Below are 18545 nucleotides of genomic sequence, written 5' to 3' on the forward strand. Positions count from 1 at the left end.
GAGTATTTCCGCATTGTAGCTAAAGCCGTCAAGTCAGAACTGCCTAACCACCTCTACCTAGGTGCCCGCTTTGCCGACTGGGGAATGACACCGCAAGTGGTTCGCGCTTGCGCCAAACATGCCGATGTAGTGAGTTATAACTACTACAAAGAAGGCTTACACCCAGAACCTTGGAAATTTCTGGAAGAAATCGATAAGCCAAGCATCATTGGTGAGTTCCATTTTGGCGCCCGTGATACGGGTTTCTTCCACCCAGGGTTAGTGTCAGCAGAAAGCCAAGATGAGCGTGGTGAAATGTATGAGCGCTATGTCCAAAGTGTGATTGATAACCCGTATTTTGTCGGCTGTCACTACTTCCAATATATCGATTCACCGATCACTGGTCGTTCTTTTGATGGTGAGAACTACAACATCGGCTTTGTTTCGGTAACTGATGTGCCTTATAACGGAATGGTTAATTCTGCCAAAACAATTAACAGCTCTTTATATCAGCAAAGATTCAACCCCAAAGCTAAGTAAATATTAGACATTAATACCCTGGCCTTTTAATAGGTCAGGGATACCTGTATCTAATTTTTCCATTATGACCATTTTAAGTTTAGTGAGTTATTTAACAAGGATTGATAATGAATAAGAAAACATTTAAACATGCTGTTCTTTCCAGTTGTATATTATTTGCCATTTCTGCCAATGCGAATGAAGGGGGATTTACTTTTAACGGTTATGCAAAAGGCGGCATTGGCATTACCAACGATGATATCCTAAGTCCTGGCGGCTATAATTGGGCCGACAATGGCATGAATATTTTTCGCTTGCCCGGCAATACCTACACCAATTCTTCTGGTGGTCGATTAGGTAACGAGGCTAATTGGCTTGAGTTACATTTTGGGTATGGCTGGGAACAGAAAAATGACATGGATTGGACAATCCAATCGAACATCGTTCATGGTGATGGCGGGTTGGCCCTGGATGAACTTGCTATACAAAGTAACGGCATTATTCAGTCTAACCCTGAAGCCGTCATCTGGGCAGGTAAACGCTATTATAACCGTGTAGAAACCTTCCTTACCGACTCACAGTCTATGTCCAATGATGGATTGGGTTTTGGCCTTGAAAACTACGATCTTGGCTTTGGTAAGCTGCATCTGGGCGTTAGCCGGAATATCTATGAAGAAGCACCTGAGGACGGTGCTTGTGAACTGGTCGCTTTCACCAGTTCGCTTTCCTTTATCGAGCTGACAGACAACCTCACACTTAACCTTTATGCCAATTATGGCACTCCGATGGGACCAGACTCAGAAAACAAAACCGACGATAAGCCTGATGCTTATCAGCTAGCATCAAAGTTATTGCTGTTAAGTGATACAGGTTATGACGAGCTCTTCATCCGCTATTCGAAGAATGCGTCAGGTTCGATGACCCGAAGCTGGGAAGCTTTACCAGACTATCAAATAGGTGGCTTTTGGCAGGGCGTACACTCAGTCACAGACAACTATACCCTTTCTTATATCTGGCAACATGAAACAGCAAGTTTTGACGAAAAGGCACGCCAACGAGCTGACACTCGTGTTAAAGACTCCCATTGGAACGCCTTTGTTGCCCGCAACAGTTACACCTGGAACGAGCGCACATCAACTGAATTGGAATTAGGCTACGAGTTTATCGACATTACTGCTGTCGATTCATCGCAAGACGGCACAAATTCAGGATACAAAGTGACCCTTTCGCAAAACCTTCACATTGCTAGCGACTTCTGGGAACGCCCTGTCATTCGCTTCTTTGTTACTTATGCCGAGCAAGATGTTGAAACTCTTGCCTATGACCGCTGGGATGTCGACCTTGATAGTGGCGTTACAACAGGAAAATCAGACGCGCTGACCTTCGGAGCTCAATTCGAAGCATGGTGGTAATCATCTATAAGGTCACCTTCAGGTGACCTTTTAAATCCATAAAAGGAGTAGCAATGCGAACTCGTAAAACAAAAATAGCAATTTTACTTTCATCGATTGTGATAACAAACTCAGGGAATTTTGCTGTTGCCGATATAAATGACACACTTATATTTAAAGACGAAATAACCACCATATCAAAAGAACCGCATAATTTTATTGAATGGCAATCAACAAAAACTCATCATGCAAAAATAAGAATAGAGAACAATATTAATTCTCCTGATAAAAATTCTGTTGAAATATCATTCGATGCCGTTTCTGATGAAGATAAAAATACACTTTGGCCAAGTGTGAGGTTCTCACCTAACGCAGGAACATGGAACTGGAATGCCAAAGGAAGTTTAAAATTAGATATCACCAACCCTACAGATCAACCTGCTAATATCATTATGAAGCTTGTCGATAGTACCGGTCAGGTGGGGGTAATAGACAACCAACTCAATTATTCTGTGATAATTGAGCCAGGGAAAACACAAACTGTCGAGATGCTGTTCAACGGTAGCAAACGCCAACTCGATAACTATTGGGGAGGTGAACAGATCGACCTCAGACAACTTGTTGAATTCCAGTTATACGTTCAAGGACCAGCCGAAAGACAGACCGTTATCATCGATAATCTGGATCTAATCGATGCATCAGGCGACTTTATCGCTGCTGATGAGCGAATCATCAACGCAGGCCCTGTACCAACTTTGGCATTAATTGATGACTTCAGTGACGATAATACTAGCGGCCTGATAAGGCCATCCCTGAGCACGGCAACGATTAAGCCGCAGACTCAATCAGGGGATAAACGTTTCACTGTCACCTTTTCCGCGACAGAAGCTTATCCTAATATCACGTTTCAACCCGATGAACCGTGGAATTGGTCTGAATACGGCAATTTCAACCTTGCACTTGATATTGAAAACCCAGCTAGCGAAACCATTCAACTTTTTGTTCGAGTTGATCAAGCCAAAAATACGGAATCAGGCGGAACCGCTGATGGCGTGACCGATAGTATATCTGGCTATGTCACTTTAAAACCAAACAGTGACGGTACTTATTACTTAGCACTGGGCCAGTCATCAGGGACGATGACATCAGGTTTACGAAGCGAACCACCTAAACTATCCTATGACGCCCACGCCATCAGTTTTGGTTGGGGGGAAACCAAACTCGACACCAGCCAAATTCACAGTATTCAGCTATACCTACAAAACCCAACTAAAGATGTAGATATAGCGGTAAAATCTATCCGGCTCATTCCTGACCTAGATACTGAGATAACCCGCTACAAGGACATCGTTGATCGATATGGCCAATTTACAGGCGATGAATGGCCTGAGAAAATTCACTCTGATGAACAATTAGTCCGTGCCGGACAGGAAGCTCTGAAAACGTTAGGACACGCTTCCCCTATGGCAGATCGTTGCAAGTATGGTGGATGGAAGCAAGGACCCAAGTTAGATGGAACCGGCTTTTTTAGAACGACAAAAGTCGACGGAAAATGGACATTGGTTGACCCAAAGGGTTGCCTCTTTTTCATGACCGGTCTTGATAACGTCCGCATGGACGATACTGTCACTATAACAGGTATAGATTACGATGATGCTAACTCGAAAGCTCCAGTGATTGCTTCAGAGCTTCGTCATTCCATGTTCGAGTGGCTACCAGAGCAGAGCGATCCGCTTGCGGTTAATTATGACTATGCACCTTTTGTCCATTCAGGAGCGCTAAAGCAAGGGGAGGTATTTAGTTTCTACCGTGCCAACCTAATGCGCAAATTTGATACCGATAAACACCAAGCGATGCAGATTTGGAAAAATGTTACTCTTGATCGCATGAACGACTGGGGATTCACCACACTAGGTAACTGGATCGACCCAATGTTCTACGGCAGTGAGCGGATCGCCTATCAGGTCCATGGATGGATCAATGGCAGCCATAAACGGATCAGCACTGGCAATGACTATTGGGGCCCTATCCATGATCCATTTGATCCGGAGTTTATCAATAGCGCTAAGGCCATGGCTCAAGAGGTCGCCTCAAAAGTCTCAGTCAATGATCCATGGCTCGTCGGTGTGTTTGTCGATAACGAAATCAGTTGGGGCAATGTAATGAATGAAGCCAACCACTTCGGTCTTATCGTCAATACACTTAGTTATAGTAGCCAGGAAAGTCCTGCCAAAGCCGCCTTTAGCCAAAGTCTTAAAACAAAGTATTCGACTATTAAGGCGCTGAACCAAGCTTGGCAAACGGGTATCAAGTCATGGGACAGCTTCGATCTTTCATTTAACCACCGTTCTGCGCTCACCGATGGAATGCGGGAAGATTACTCCGATTTGTTGCAAATGTTATCTGAGCAATACTTCTCTATCGTTCAGGCTGAAGTGAAAAGAGTACTACCGAATCACCTCTACCTTGGTGCTCGTTTCGCCGATTGGGGAATCACTCCTGAAATAGCCCGTGGCGCTGCAAAGTATGTTGATGTGATGAGTTACAACCTGTATGCCAATGACCTAGACGACAGTAAAAAAGCACATTGGAAAGACTTGCTACCCGAGTTGGACAAACCAAGCATGATTGGTGAATTCCACTTTGGGGCCACCGACACCGGGTTGTTCCATGGCGGAATCATAACCGTCGCCGATCAACCTGAACGGGCAAAGATGTACACTCATTACATGGATAGTGTCCTGAATAATCCATACTTTGTCGGAGCCCATTGGTTTCAATACCTTGATTCCCCTGCAACAGGGCGAGCTTGGGACGGTGAGAACTACAACATAGGCTTTGTTACTGTGGCTGATGAACCTTATGTTGAACTAATTAAGGCAGCGAAACAGTTTAATGCCCAGCTTTACGATAAAAGGTTTAAAGGGTAACAACTGAGAAAGGAAACAAAAGGGGCCAAAATACTGGCCTCTTTTTTCATCTTAAGATACTTATGAACAACCAGCAGTCGTCGATTCACGGGCATAAAGCTCACTAGGTAAATTAATAGAACGCTGAAGAAGTGGCTGTTGCTTAATTAAAGCATCGATTCGGAGAATCGCCTCTTCCCCCATTTTTGAATAGGGCAACTCCACCGAGGATAACTTTGGCTCCAACTCCAAACCTAAAGGAGCATTGTCATAGCCAACAACGGCAATATCCTGCCCGACCTTAAAACCCTGCTCTTTGATCGCCTGATAGCAGCCCATTGCCATATAATCACTAAAGCAGAAAATCGCATCTGGACGATTGGGCAACGCTAGCAACTGCAATGTTTTCTGATAAGCACTTTTTAACGACCAGTCACCTTCAACTTGATATTCCTTTTTAGGGATCATTTGGTTATCGATAAGCGCTTGATTAAATCCGGCAAGTCGCTGCTGGGTCGCTTCCATCCATGTTTCACCAAGAATAGCAGCAATTTTACTGTACCCCTGATTGATAAGGTGCTCTGCCGCTTTATAACCACCATGCAAATCGGCAGGCATTATAGATGCCAACGACTCGTCTACACTGGTGCAGTTTAACAGCACAACGGGCAAGTCCGCCTTAATTTTCACTTCAATCTCTTTGCGTGTCACAGATGAAGCATAAATAATTCCAACATAGGAATTATTACAATTAATTTCAGCCTGAATCTGCTTTTCTAAATTTGGATTATTCCCTGAATAAAAGGTCGAGATAAAGTAATCATTCTCCCAGCCTGTATCCCATATTGTATTAATCGCATCGATAAAAGGGTCATGATCAGAAACAGAATCCAGAATGAGTGCTATTTTTCTTGGTTCATCGTACTTAAGAGTCGTCGTTCTTTTAGAATACCCTAACTCATTAGCCACTAATAACACCTTGTCTCTGGTTTCATCTGAGATTTGTACAGTATTTGAGCCATTTAATACTAGCGATACCGTCGTTTGAGAAACACTCGCCTCCCTTGCGATATCTATCATTGTGATTTTTTTTGCCATCTTTACTTCACATTCAAAATTAAACTGAAAAGCCCGGCACAGAAGCCGGGCAAAACGATTGCACACTAATACAATTCATGACACATAAGATCATGAATCAAGTTGGCACTTTCTCAGCACTTACCGCTTTTATCTTGATATATAAGATTGGAACAATAAACATCAACACGCAACTATTGCCTATTACTATTGATGAATCATTTATTTCCAATCCATATACAATCCAAAGTGAAACACCTAAAAAGAACATGATATACATAGGTAATGAAATTCCCGATGTATCCCTCGTCTTTAAGGTTTTCAGCGCCTGTGGAATAAAAGATACGGTCGTGAAAAAGGCAGCAATTAAACCAATGCTTACCATCTCCCTCTCCTTACATTGCCGCTTCCAAAATGCGCTTAGACCAAGTCAGGTCAAGATCACCTGTTTCAGACAATGCGGTCATATTATGTTTTTCTAACAGGTCAAGAACTGGCTCAACATCCTTAAAGGTGTAGCCATAGTCAGAGAAACGGGTCTTAAGACCAAGGGAGCGGAAGAATTCTTCTGTCTTATCAATCGCTGCATCGATTTTTTCGTCATCAGTGCCTTCAGTAATATCCCAAACCCGCTCAGCATACTGAAGAAGCTTCGCCGCTTTCTGTTCTTTACGTACACGCCACAACGCAGGCATGATAATCACAAGGCTTGGTGCATGGGCAATGCCAAACAGTGACGTTACTTCATGGCCAATCATGTGGGTAGCAAAATCAACTGGCACACCAGAACCAATAAGACCGTTCAACGCCATGGTTGAACACCACATTAAGTTGGCGCGAGCATCATAGTTTTCCGGCTGTTCCAGGTTATCTTGCGCCACTTCCACGATAGTTCGCATGATGCCTTCCGCTGTACGGTCCTGGAAACGCCCTTCAGCAGGATAAGTCACATATTGTTCAGCTGTATGGATAAAGCTATCAGCAATACCATTAGCAATTTGAGACTTTGGCAAGGTAAATGTATAGGTTGGATCTAGAACTGAAAACGCAGGATAGGCGAACGGTGATGAAATACCTAGCTTGTCTTCACCGTGACTAATAACCGCATGCGGGTTCATTTCAGATCCCGTGGCAGGCAAGGTTACAACTGTTCCCACAGGAATCGACTGTGTAATGCGTGCATCCGTCATTGGGGTGATATGTAGGATGTCGGCTTCATTACCGATAAATGCTTCATTGTGTGCTGCAAGTGAGATGAACTTTGCACCATCCATTGTTGAACCACCACCCACAGCAAGGATGAAGTTCACTTTTTCTTGACGAACAATTTCTACCGCTTCCATTAGAATTTCAAACTTTGGATTAGATTGAATCTTATCAAATTTAATCACTTCATTTGAAATAGTGGACAGCACTTTATCCAGCGTTCCGATTTTCTCAATGATTGAATCATATACCACCAGCACTTTTGCATCTTCTGGGATATAGTTTGCCATGCTTTTAGCTGCCCCTTCACCAAACAAAATTCGAGTTGGGTTAGAGAAATCAAAATTAATCATATTTGCCTCATTAATTAGAGTTTTGGAAAGTGCCAGCACTTAGGATTTGACGTTTTACTTTGTATTTGCAGATGAAGTTCCAATTCCAGCTTGGATCGTATTTGTGGCAAAGGCCCCAAACACCCATCCCCGGTGATTGAACCAGATTATCTGGGTTTGGGTCACGGTATAGACCAACAGCCTCTGGTGCCCCTTTAATATGGGACATAATTTGAAAATTCAGACCATCCTCTGCAAATTGAATGGTATTTTTCTCTGGCCCATCAGTAGTAATTAACGAAGCGATACCGCCATTATGATGCCAAACAGCGACTTCGTGGCCACTGTTGCTAATTGGATTCAGCTCCGACCGCTCATAAGGCCCCCAAATGTTGTCTGCAATAGCAACACCGTGCTTAATTTCGCGTCCGCCCATATTCATGCTCTCCCCCATTGTCTCCCCTTTGTAATACAGGAAGAATTTACCGTTGAAAAACAAAAGGCATGGGTCATGAACTTTATGGCTGTCAAAGCTTCCTTTCTTTTTAACAATGAAACGATTGTCTTCTTCACCTTCCCACTCACCATCCATTGTCGGTGACAGAATTGGCGCATCAGACTTCTTCCATGGACCAAATGGTGAGCTTGCTTCTGCAATGGCGATATGCTCGAACTGTCGGTTAACGTAGGGGTATTTAACCGTTTGGTACACTAAGTAATAACGCCCCTCATGCGCTAAGATTTCAGGCGTAAAGCATGAACGATCGTCATAAGCCCCTTCCGGCCCTCGTTCAATAGCAACACCTTGCTCATGCCAGTATTCACCGTCTTCGGAAGTTGCATGCCAAACTTCGGTAAGATCCCACGGAAAAACTTTGTCTTCTTTGTTATCCGAACCAAAACCGACTGTTTCGCCCTCTCCCTTGGTATACCAGCAATGATAAAGTTCTTCGACTTTAATGACGGCAGACGGGTCACGGCGAATAATGCCTTCTTCGAAAGCAAAGTCGCCTTTCAGTGGCTCAACATCAAACTCAATCAACCACTCTGGTCCGCGTTGATCGTAACCCCGCTCGATTGCACGCTGACTAGCAAGACTCAGTTTTTTAGCCATTATTGTTCCTCGATTTACATGTACCCAGGTTAACCTGAAATTTAAATTAGTTAATTTACTAATATTATTAGCCAAATAATACACTAATATTATTAGTTTGCATTGAACTGCGTCACACTTTGGGGGCTGATAATCGTTTTCTCACAATCAAACGCCATCAATTTGCGACCAACTCAGCTTCGATGTCTTCAATCGATTTACTTTTCGTTTCAGGCAATACCTTCAGCATGATGACGAGACTGACCAATCCCACAGCACCGTAGCTCAAGAACGTATTTCCGGCACCAAAATGCTCCAACTGCCACGGGAAGAACTGTTGAACAAAGTAACTGGTCAAGCTAGTGATAAGTGCGGCAAAAGGAATGGCTATACTGCGTATTTTATTGGGGAAAATTTCAGAAAAAATCACCCACATTATTGGCCCTATAGAGAAATGGAATGCCCCTAAGAAGACAAAAATACCGAATAGAACGTACGAAGCATTAATATTAATCGCCGACTCAATTATAGGTCCAGTCACCAAAGGTAATTCATTTGGACTGTATAATTCGGCCAAATCAGCCTTGAATTCGACATCAGAGGAATAGTGCGTACCAACTAAAACAGCTAACGGTTCTGTTGGTATTTCCTGTTGCTGCAAGCTTGCCACCGCTTGCTCATCCAATTGATAGGTCGCACTGTGAAAGCCATACCATGAAGAGCCATGAGCGATAACAATCAGTGCTAACCCTGCCAAGGTTAATTTGCGACGCCCCAGCTTTTCAATAAACAAGATCGCGACAATGGTAAAGCTAACATTGACAATCCCAACGTAAATTGTCTGCATGAAACTGCTTTCGACGCTCATTCCAATTTGCTCGAACACTACAGGTGCGTAGAACAAAACGGCATTAATACCAATGACCTGCTGTGTGATAGCAAAAGCCACGGCAATAAATAGCACCAACCGCATCCTGCGGCTAAATAAGTCTTTGACTTGGCCGAGCAGATTAGTGTCGTCACCAGAGACAGTCTGTCTCACGTTCATGATCAAAGGCTCGATCTCATTGGCTGGTACAATTTTCTTAAATACTTCACGCGCCTCGGTAATACGCCCTTTGGAGATCAACCAACGAGGTGATTTCGGCACTTTAACCAACAAGACAATCCAAATAATATTCGGAATTAGCTCGAAACCAAGCATAAACCGCCAAACAGTTTCGGTAGTAACAGCATCAATTACACCGATACTTTTTACTAGCAAATAGTTGACGATAAAGGCAACCAAACTACCTATCGTTATCAAAAGTTGATTAATGGAGACGAACTTGCCCCGTTTATCTGCAGGCGCAATTTCACCGATATACATAGACGATATCGACAATGAGCAAAACGCCATTCCTCCAATGAAACGACCTACTAATAAAATTTCATAACTACTCGCTAACGAAGATATAGTCGAAGACAAAGTGTAAAGACACGCTAGACCAAGCAATATGTTTTTCCGGCCATATTTATCGCACAAGCTGCCAGTGATCATTAAAGCAACGATTGCTCCGATGCCAGCGACACCAACCACACTCCCCATTTGCATGCTGTTTAAGCCAAACTGCGCGGTCACATAACGCACCACACCAGATATATTCGCTGCATCCAAACCGAAAACGAAGCCACCAAACGCACTAATCAAAGCATACTGCGTGACGCGCCGATTATGATTTTTCGCCATAAAACCCCCATATGATAGAAAGCACTAATAATATTAGTAATATTTGCTAGGGATATTTCCATACGTATTAGTAAAAAACATCGATGAGGATCACACTTAGCGATGGAGTAGTCAGTAAGGTGGCGAACAAGCATCAAATCTGAGGGGCTAATCACGAATAAATGCAAATAATCCCCCCTTCCTCTAGCTATTCAACAAGGTTGAAAGCTTGCCTATGGGTGAGCATGAAACTATTAGTGAAGGTACGGCCATGAAAGCGGAGAAAATACGTTGAGCTATGTTACTGTCTATGTGCCTGCCAATATCGAAACAGTTACATCTATTCAATAAGCTTAAGCTTTTACTATCACTAGAAATACAAACGCCACCAGCAATGGTGTCGTTTGTATTTACTTCAACTAACAGGCAGTTAGTTAAACGTCCTAACCGCTTTCCCCATTCCTTTGTAACTGTATTGACGGCTGCTGTAAGGAATAAATGCGGACTCACCAGCAACCAAGTTAATCACCAGACCCTCGCTTTCAAGTGTTAGCTTACCTTGCAAGCACATGATGATTTCAGCACTACGGACAAACTCGGTCTGTGGTTTATCGGTCAAAGTAATCACTTCGACTTTGAAGTCGTCAACTGGGACGTTGTAGCTAACCTTGTTGTCTTTCACTTGCCCTTTCAGCCTTAAGTGCTGGGCTGGAATCGGCTCAAAGCGCGTATTTTTCAGCAACTCTTCAACATCTATGAACTTTGGTGTTAAACCTGCTCGCAGCACGTTATCTGAACTTGCCATGACTTCAATACCTGTACCTTCCAGATAAGCATGCGGCGTTTCAGCATCAAGATACATGGCTTCGCCAGCTTCTAACTCAATGACATTTAGCATTAATGGCGCAAACAAACCGACATCGCTTGGATACTCTTTGGCAAAAGCCGCAATCAGTTCGAACACCATTTTGGCATCAGTTGAAAGACCCTTTGATTCAATATTTTCCATTAGCTCGGCAATAGCTGTTTTCTTCTTCTCACCTGTTAGTGAAATCACTTCACGGAAGAATACTGCCAGCTGGAATGGTGTAGGGTTCGCTTTAAGCGCCTGCACATCTTCTGCCAGTGTTTGACAACAAGCTTGCTCGAACAGCTCTACCGTTTCGTTAATGATACGGAAACCGTTCATCGCCTTGTAGTTGGTCAGGGCGTAAACCATCTCTGGCTTGTGGTTAGGATCTTTATAGTTTCGCTCAGCTGCATTTAATGGGATCCCAGCTAGGTTTTCACGGTGGAAACCTGCTTCTGCTGCCGACTTTTTAGGATGAACCTGAATCGACAACGGCTTGGCCGCGGATAATACTTTAACCAAGTATGGCAATTCACCAAATTTATCATGGGTATAACGGCCTAATACCAACTCAGGATCTTGCTCAATCAAGTCTGAAAGCAATTGGCTTTCACCATTACAGACAACGCGTGAGCAGCCATTTGGGTGAGCGCCCATCCATAACTCAGCTTGCGGTTGATCATCTGGGTTACTGATCCCAAACAGCCCCGTCATCGCCGTTTTACTGCCCCACGCATAATTTTGAATTACATTACCTAGCTTATACATATCATCGTTATCCGGATAAAAAGCTGCCGGGCATGCCCGGCAGAAAGTTGGAAATAATTAACGTAGAAAAACCAATAGTTCTCAGAAACTGACAAGGTTCATCACACCCTGTCAGTGTTTTGCACTAAATTAAAAACGGACTCGGAAGGTTTTAGCCTGACAAGGACGCAACTCACCAAATTGACTCGCCTCAGTGCCCTGCTCTTCCAGCACCACTTCATCCATACGGGTTTCTACCCATTCAGTAATAGGGCGGCTGAAACGGATACCACCGGTAATAGTGTCTGTCTCTGACGGGTTGTAGACTCGCAGAATTAGTGCCTTCTCATCTTCGGCTTTCTTCAATACGCTCAGCACTGCACCCTTCATCCCTTTCTCAAGCAAAGAGAAAGTCAGAGGTTGGTTTTGTTCACCCACATTTAGCTTCATCGCGTTGTATGGGATCTTGTTGTAGCACTGGATTGGCGTGACATTGTCACGCGCCATTGCCATAACATTGGCTTCAATATGGTTGCCAGAAAAGCCACATAGTGTGAAGTTACATACCAGCTTGCCACGAACCTGAGAATCAGGGGTTGGGATCTTAATGCCTGATGGACGACCCGGACGAAGTAGAAGCTCTTCTTTACCCAGTACACCAACACCACGAAGTAACGTTAGTGCAAATGTATCTTTCTCTTCGTTGCCTTTTGCAGAAATCACTTCAAATTCACGTAGGCCATTACTCATAATCGCCATACCTGCTTTGCCGCTCTCTAGCGCTGCAAAGTTCATCATCTGATAAACAGGTACGGGCGCTTCTTTCCAACCGTCTTTTTCCCAGTTTTCCATTTCTGGATCGTTCACCGGACGGGTAATCAAACCAAATTGGTTATCGGCAACCACAGTTTCAGACACAAATGGCGTCGGAACCAACACACGTACACGGTGATCATCAGCCTGGTTATCCAGCTCCATGCGAACGTCAATACGACGAGAACCCGCTTTAAGCACGACTTGGCAATCGACATCGACAAAACCATCTTGGTTGGTGCGATCTTCACGCGACTGAAGATTATCTGGCACGTCCATACGCAGTTTAATGCTAGCCACCGACTGGAAGCCTTCATGCTTGATGTTGGTTTCAACTTTGAATTCATCAGAGTAAAGTAACCATTCTTTACGTGATGGTGAGTAGTCGTACTCGTCGCCGTCATCCGAGCCGTCTTCTAGACGAAGAACTTGATCAAAGGTCTGCTCGGTTTCTTTATCAAAGATAGTCAACGTACCGTTATCATTTACATTGATACGGTAGAACTCATTTTCCATCAGGTAATCTTTCTGCTCGGCAACTTTCACTTTGCCTTTGGTATTACCTTCAATATGCAGCGTCGTGAAGCCCATTGCCGGTACGATGTGCTTGATTTGAATATCGTACTCTACGAACGGATCGTAGTTTCCATAGTGAACGATTTGACGGTCAATCTTACCTGGGTCAATCACGCGTTGTTCTTGAATGAAGTACTCGACCTCATGGCCATGCTCGTCGAAGATCTTGAACTCTTTCGCACGGATCGTGATTGTCGTGTTAATCACTTCTTCACGGTCATAAGGTGACAGGTTGAACATCGCTAGCTTGTCGCAACCTTCACGTGCTGGCATATGGTCAACAATCTTACGCTTATAAAAGTTGATCAGGTTCGTCGCCATGTCATCAGCAAGGATGTAACGGTTCAAGATCTCGGCGTGTACTTTATCGGAACAACAACAGCCAATTGAGTCGTGGGCATGGTTCTTCATGCTCTCTTTCCACATTTTTTCAATCAGGCCGTGGTGGTAATCAAAGCCCAGCGTCCAGGCAATCGATGCCAATGGCTCTAGAATATTTACAATCTTGTTTTCTACTTCCGCGTGGATCAGCTTGATGTCCATACGGGTAGACGAAATAGTACGGTGAACACGCATGTATTTACCGTCATTGAACTCGCCCTTGATGGTATCGAGTTGGTCTCGCACTGCTTCAATGCGCTCGAATACTTCTTCAAAGCGGCTCATCTTAAATTCACGTTCAGGATAGATCTCGCGCAACGTATCCATTACTTCAAAAATATCTTCCTGAATCGGCATCTGGTCATGACCGTTAGGCAGCAGGATATCTTTAGTAACAGATGGCTTTTCCAACACCGGGAAGTATTTATCTAGGCGAGCGCGCAGCCCTTCCTCATCTTGTGGCAGGTATTTACCGATCGCGTAGCCCAAAGGCAGTACTTGCGCAGTCACTTCGCTGCCATCGTTACTTTGCCATACGAATTCAGTTTTATTGGTGCCGTGACGCTCAGAACAACCACGCCAGAACATCGCACGATCAATGCCAAAGCCATTGTAAATCATCGGTAGCTGAGAGCTCATTGAAAAAGAGTCTGGCAGGTAACCAATTTTCATTGCTTCGCCGAAGTTCATGCAATCACGTATGCCGTACATCATGTTACGAACGATGGATTCACCCGCAACCTGCATGGTATCAGTCTGTGAATACCATGGACCAATAATCAATTTGCCCGCTTGTACTTGTTTGCGTACTCGCTCTTCATTTTCAGGCATGATAGCGAAGTAGTCTTCCAGAACGGCTGTTTGGCCATCAAGTACATAGAATGTGTATTCAGGATCTGATTCAAGACGAGTCAGGATTTCTTCCATGTTGTTTACTAGCAGAATTCGCGACTCTTCTGTAGTGAAATACCATTCACGATCCCAGTGCATGTGAGGAGTAATATGAACGCGAGAAGTAGCCATAATAATGTACCTGATAATTTTTCTTTAATGTCGGGCGCAGAAAGCCTGCACCCGATGATTTAGAGTGTCGTCGTATTCCGACGTAAAATGCTGTGACGTGTAGTGCTTAGCTCTTGCTATAACAACTAGAATTAAGCGTCAGCGGTCACTTTGAATGTGCCCTTTTTTGTCGCATGTGCCCTCCAGCTCACTAGCATCGCTGTTGAGATGGCGGCACCAATCAAGGCTGCACCCAACCAGATACCTGCAGCCATGAAGCTACCGATACCTGCGTCGTGAAGTAAAAACATAGAGAAGATACCTGCCCCCGGCGTTGACAAACCAATGCCTGCCGCACCGACGATGGCACCCGTTACCATCGAACCCGCAAGGAATGAGCCGATAACACGGATTGGATCTTCAATCGCCATTGGGATGGCACCTTCGGTGATACCCGCTAGACCGAGTAGCCACGTTGATTTACCGGTTTCAATTTCAAAGTCTTTGAACAAACGTGGAGCAATCATGGTTGAAGCCGTAACCGTGAAGGCTGATACCATTTTCACCGAGCCAAAGATGGCATATGGGCCGTAGACACCGTTAGCCATTGCCCCCAAGCAGAATGCATAAGCCGCTTTGTTCACTGGACCACCAAGATCGAACGATACGAAGACACCGATGATTGCACCAAGTAATAACGCATTAGAGCCAGATAGGCCGTTTAGCCAGTCGGTCAAGCCTTGGTTCAGCATTGCTACCGGCTTACCGATAACAAACAGCATTAGGCTACCGACAACTAAGGTACCAATCACAGGGTAAAGGTAGAAGGTAAGGAAGCCGTTGAAAGCAGGGCTAAGACGAATGTTCTCTTTTACCCAGCGCATGAAGTAACCGGCAATCAAGCCACCGACTACACCACCAAGGAAACCAGAGCCAATCATGTTTGCGGCCAGACCTGCAGCAAAACCAGGCCCCAATGCGGGCTTATCGGCAAGGGAGTATGCGGTGTACGCTGCCAGTACCGGTACCATCAAGGTGCCAAGAAGACCACCACCCAGTTTACGGTACATGTATAGCCATGAGTTTTCTGTCGCGTAAAGCTCTTGTAGATCAAAAATCTGCGCAATCAAAACAGCAACCGCGAGAACCGTACCACCCGCAACAATAAGGGGAACAGCAAATGAAATACCGCTTAGCAATGCCTGCTTAAGCTCGGTCTTGAATGGCAGTTTCTTCGGTTTATCACTAGTTGCAGCCACGCGCTCTTCAGTTGTGCCCTTTTTGGCCTCCTCCATCGCGTCGTTCAAGATCCGCTCTGCGTGACGAATCGGTTCAGCAACCGGTGTTTCAACACGAGGAATGCCGTTAAAACGTTCAACTTCTTTAATTGCAACTTCTGCGGCAAAAACAACCGCATCGGCATTGTTCAGTTGATCAGCCGTCAAACGTCCTTCAATGCCGTTAGCGCCTTGTTTTTCAACATGAACATTAATGCCCATTTTTTTACCGGCTTTTTCAAGATACTCAGCAGCCATGTAAGTGTGAGCGATACCAGCAGGACATGCCGTGACACAAACGATAGTTGGACGCTGTTCATTTGTATTAAAGTTGTCTTGTTCTTCTTCTACATCATTTTTGCTGTCGAGTAGAATCATCAACTCTTCAGGGCTCTGTGCGCTAAGCACCGCTTCGCGAACGTCGTCATCCACAAGCGTTGTCGTTAACTCGGTCAACAAATGCATGTGCGTTGAACCGGCTTCTGCATTAGGAATGGCAATCAAGAAGACCAGGTTGACATCTTCATCTTCGTCTTCATCAATACCTTTCCATTTAAGATCTCGTTTTAGCGTTGCTACGGCAAAACCGGCTTCTTTAACTGCGTCAGTCTTGCCGTGCGGAACTGCAAGTCCTTCGCCTAGTGCTGTAGGGCCCTGCTCTTCACGGGCAAAAACCGCATCAAGATAGGCTTGCTTATCGTGCAATTTGCCAGCTTGATCCAGTTTGTCTGCCAGAGCATGAATCGCTGCTTCACGACTTTCAAATGTCGTTTGAATTGAAATCAGCGACTTATTGGTAAGGGTAGTCAGTTTCATCGTCGTCCTCTGTACCGTCATCCAGATGGGCATGTATCGCCCTTAGTTGTATTAATACAAATATAATACGTATTCTGCCGATGTGTTCTGTGATCACATTCACACAACCTTACAGATAGGTATTATTGTTGTATTAAATATTGGTTCAGCTTGTATATGACAACTTTGAATGAAACGGTAAATGCAGGTAAAATACGGGCATAGCTCGCTATAACACTATAGAAGTAATATACCCAAGTGACCTTAAGTGCAGGATTCACAACATGGTAGATAAGCAACTTGCCTTCCAGAGGAGAACGATGTGGCACGCCTTCCTATGTATCGTCAGATCGCCGACGCAATAAAGGAGAAGATCCAATCCGGTGAATACCAGCCGGGTGAGGCCTTGCCGACTGAAGCACAACTACGAGAAGCCTTCTCCGTGAGCCGGGTAACGGTTCGACAAGCCTTAAAATTACTCGTAGATCAAAATGTGCTGGAAAGCATCCAAGGGAGTGGGACCTACGTTAAAGAAAACAAGGTCAACTATGACATGTACGAGTACTCAAGCTTTTATGAAAAGCTGAGCCACCTTGATGTCAAAGCTCACAGTGAAATTCTTGCCTTTGAAATTACAACCCCAGCCCCAGCTATCGCAGAGGCGCTTGAGATTGGTGAAAGTGACAGGATTTTCTACGTAAAACGCGTCCGCTTTATCGACGAGAACCCAGTCGCATTGGAAGAAACCTGGATGCCACTCACGCTGTTCCCTGATCTTACCTATGAAGTCATGCAAGGCTCGAAATACGAGTTCATCGAGGGGACAAAGAAAATGGTGATTGATCGCAGTGAGCAGGAAATCATCCCGGTACTGCCACCGCAAGAAGTAGTGAATCAGCTTGGCATCCCACCAGAGCAACCGATTATCGAAAAAGTCACCAGAGGGTACCTAGTCGACGGTACTGTGTTTGAATACAGCCGTAACTACTTCAAGTCATCAGACTACAAGTTCACTCTAGTGGCTAAACGTAATCATCATTATTGAACATACTAGTCAACAAAGTGGGCAAATGCCCACTTGCCATAATCTTATTCTTGAATGGTAAATCAAAGCTTTGCTATTACAGATATTTTCAATACTTCTCTGTAATTACCAGCTATTGCATTCCGGATACTTCCCACCTCAATACCAAATGGAATACTACTCGGTGTACGGGCAGACATTCTCCCCAATTCAAAGCTAACGGGTTGCTTTGAGGCCTTTACCCTTTGATTGTTAACTAACAAGTAATATGGAATAGCGCCTTGAGAATCAACATGCATCAATACGCCATTTTTAGGTTCAACTTCCATCACCACGTTAGCATTACTTAGCACTTGAAGATCAAATTGCCTTTTTAAACCTGTTTTTAGCCGGCCTAACATAACTTGATGGTATGAGCCTGAACTCTTCATCCATGAATAACGATCGCTATCAACAGTCAAACTTGCAAACGGTTTTACATAGTAATTGATATTTCTAGTTTGAGTTGATACCGGTCTATGTTGCGTATTCGAAATTAACCGGACATCAACACTCGTATGATAGTGCCCAGCCGAAAGAAATGAACCCTGCGGAATTTTCAACCAAAAATAGGTTAACTTCGCTTGTTCTAAATTAAGTCTAACGCTTTGGCTATCCACTAATACTAATGGCGTAACATGCTTATCAAAAAATTGCAGTGCTACTTTCCCCTGAGGCCCTTTTAGCCAAAACTGAGATTCTGCCTTAGTTGAAATGACAACCGCATCAACGCATTGACGAAGTGAACTTTCGTAACCGTTCACCAGACCCCCATTGAAAAATCATTTGTGATCCATCGCACTTGATCCGCTTTTCCTTCTTGAGTG

The 18545-nt window shown here is 44.3% G+C and carries 12 protein-coding genes and 1 pseudogene; 4 read left to right on the forward strand and 9 right to left on the reverse strand.

The features are described 5' to 3' along the window. The 3 genes and pseudogenes from NHN17_RS22615 to NHN17_RS22625 form a co-directional block, all read left to right on the forward strand. Positions 1–519 (forward strand): annotated as a pseudogene (locus NHN17_RS22615) (agarase); the annotation flags it as partial. A gap of 107 nt (positions 520–626) precedes the next feature. Further along, positions 627–1910, forward strand: a complete 1284-nt coding sequence (locus NHN17_RS22620) for a carbohydrate porin (RefSeq protein WP_255044916.1) — start codon at positions 627–629, stop codon at positions 1908–1910. Positions 1911–1963: 53 nt separating this feature from the next. Next, positions 1964–4819: a beta-galactosidase gene (locus tag NHN17_RS22625; protein WP_255044917.1), complete on the forward strand. Its 2856-nt coding sequence runs from the start codon at positions 1964–1966 to the stop codon at positions 4817–4819. 60 nt (positions 4820–4879) lie between these two features. Here NHN17_RS22625 and NHN17_RS22630 read toward each other — a convergent pair whose 3' ends face one another. From NHN17_RS22630 to mngA, 8 genes are all read right to left on the reverse strand, one after another. Beyond that, a complete protein-coding gene (locus NHN17_RS22630; RefSeq protein ID WP_255044918.1) occupies positions 4880–5896 on the reverse strand; it encodes a LacI family DNA-binding transcriptional regulator in 1017 nt (338 codons plus the stop codon). A 97-nt stretch (positions 5897–5993) separates the two neighbouring features. After that, on the reverse strand, positions 5994–6260 hold the full coding sequence (locus NHN17_RS22635; RefSeq protein WP_255044919.1) for a SemiSWEET transporter: 267 nt from the start codon (positions 6258–6260) through the stop codon (positions 5994–5996). Positions 6261–6270: 10 nt separating this feature from the next. Continuing rightward, positions 6271–7434, reverse strand: a complete 1164-nt coding sequence (locus NHN17_RS22640) for an iron-containing alcohol dehydrogenase (RefSeq protein WP_255044920.1) — start codon at positions 7432–7434, stop codon at positions 6271–6273. Between the two features lie 10 nt (positions 7435–7444). Further along, entirely contained in the window at positions 7445–8527 is a 1083-nt protein-coding gene (locus NHN17_RS22645; protein WP_255044921.1) for a glycoside hydrolase family 117 protein, read from the reverse strand. 157 nt (positions 8528–8684) lie between these two features. Next, positions 8685–10235: an MFS transporter gene (locus NHN17_RS22650; protein WP_255044922.1), complete on the reverse strand. Its 1551-nt coding sequence runs from the start codon at positions 10233–10235 to the stop codon at positions 8685–8687. A gap of 409 nt (positions 10236–10644) precedes the next feature. Next, a complete protein-coding gene (gene manA, locus NHN17_RS22655) occupies positions 10645–11832 on the reverse strand; it encodes a mannose-6-phosphate isomerase, class I (RefSeq protein WP_255044923.1) in 1188 nt (395 codons plus the stop codon). A 129-nt stretch (positions 11833–11961) separates the two neighbouring features. Then, positions 11962–14604 (reverse strand): mannosylglycerate hydrolase, encoded by a 2643-nt coding sequence (gene mngB / locus NHN17_RS22660; RefSeq protein ID WP_255044925.1) that lies wholly within the window; start codon positions 14602–14604, stop codon positions 11962–11964. A 131-nt stretch (positions 14605–14735) separates the two neighbouring features. Continuing rightward, positions 14736–16676, reverse strand: coding sequence for a PTS 2-O-a-mannosyl-D-glycerate transporter subunit IIABC (gene mngA / locus NHN17_RS22665; RefSeq protein WP_255044926.1), 1941 nt, complete (start codon positions 16674–16676; stop codon positions 14736–14738). Between the two features lie 301 nt (positions 16677–16977). On the opposite strand from mngA, the gene NHN17_RS22670 reads away from it, so the two are divergent. Continuing rightward, positions 16978–17700, forward strand: coding sequence for a GntR family transcriptional regulator (locus NHN17_RS22670; RefSeq protein ID WP_255044927.1), 723 nt, complete (start codon positions 16978–16980; stop codon positions 17698–17700). Positions 17701–17762: 62 nt separating this feature from the next. On the opposite strand, the gene NHN17_RS22675 is transcribed toward NHN17_RS22670, so the two are convergent. Further along, positions 17763–18482, reverse strand: a complete 720-nt coding sequence (locus NHN17_RS22675) for a hypothetical protein (protein ID WP_255044928.1) — start codon at positions 18480–18482, stop codon at positions 17763–17765. Between the last annotated feature and the right edge of the window lie 63 nt (positions 18483–18545).

Source organism: Photobacterium pectinilyticum (assembly GCF_024357955.1).
Lineage (GTDB): Bacteria > Pseudomonadota > Gammaproteobacteria > Enterobacterales > Vibrionaceae > Photobacterium > Photobacterium pectinilyticum.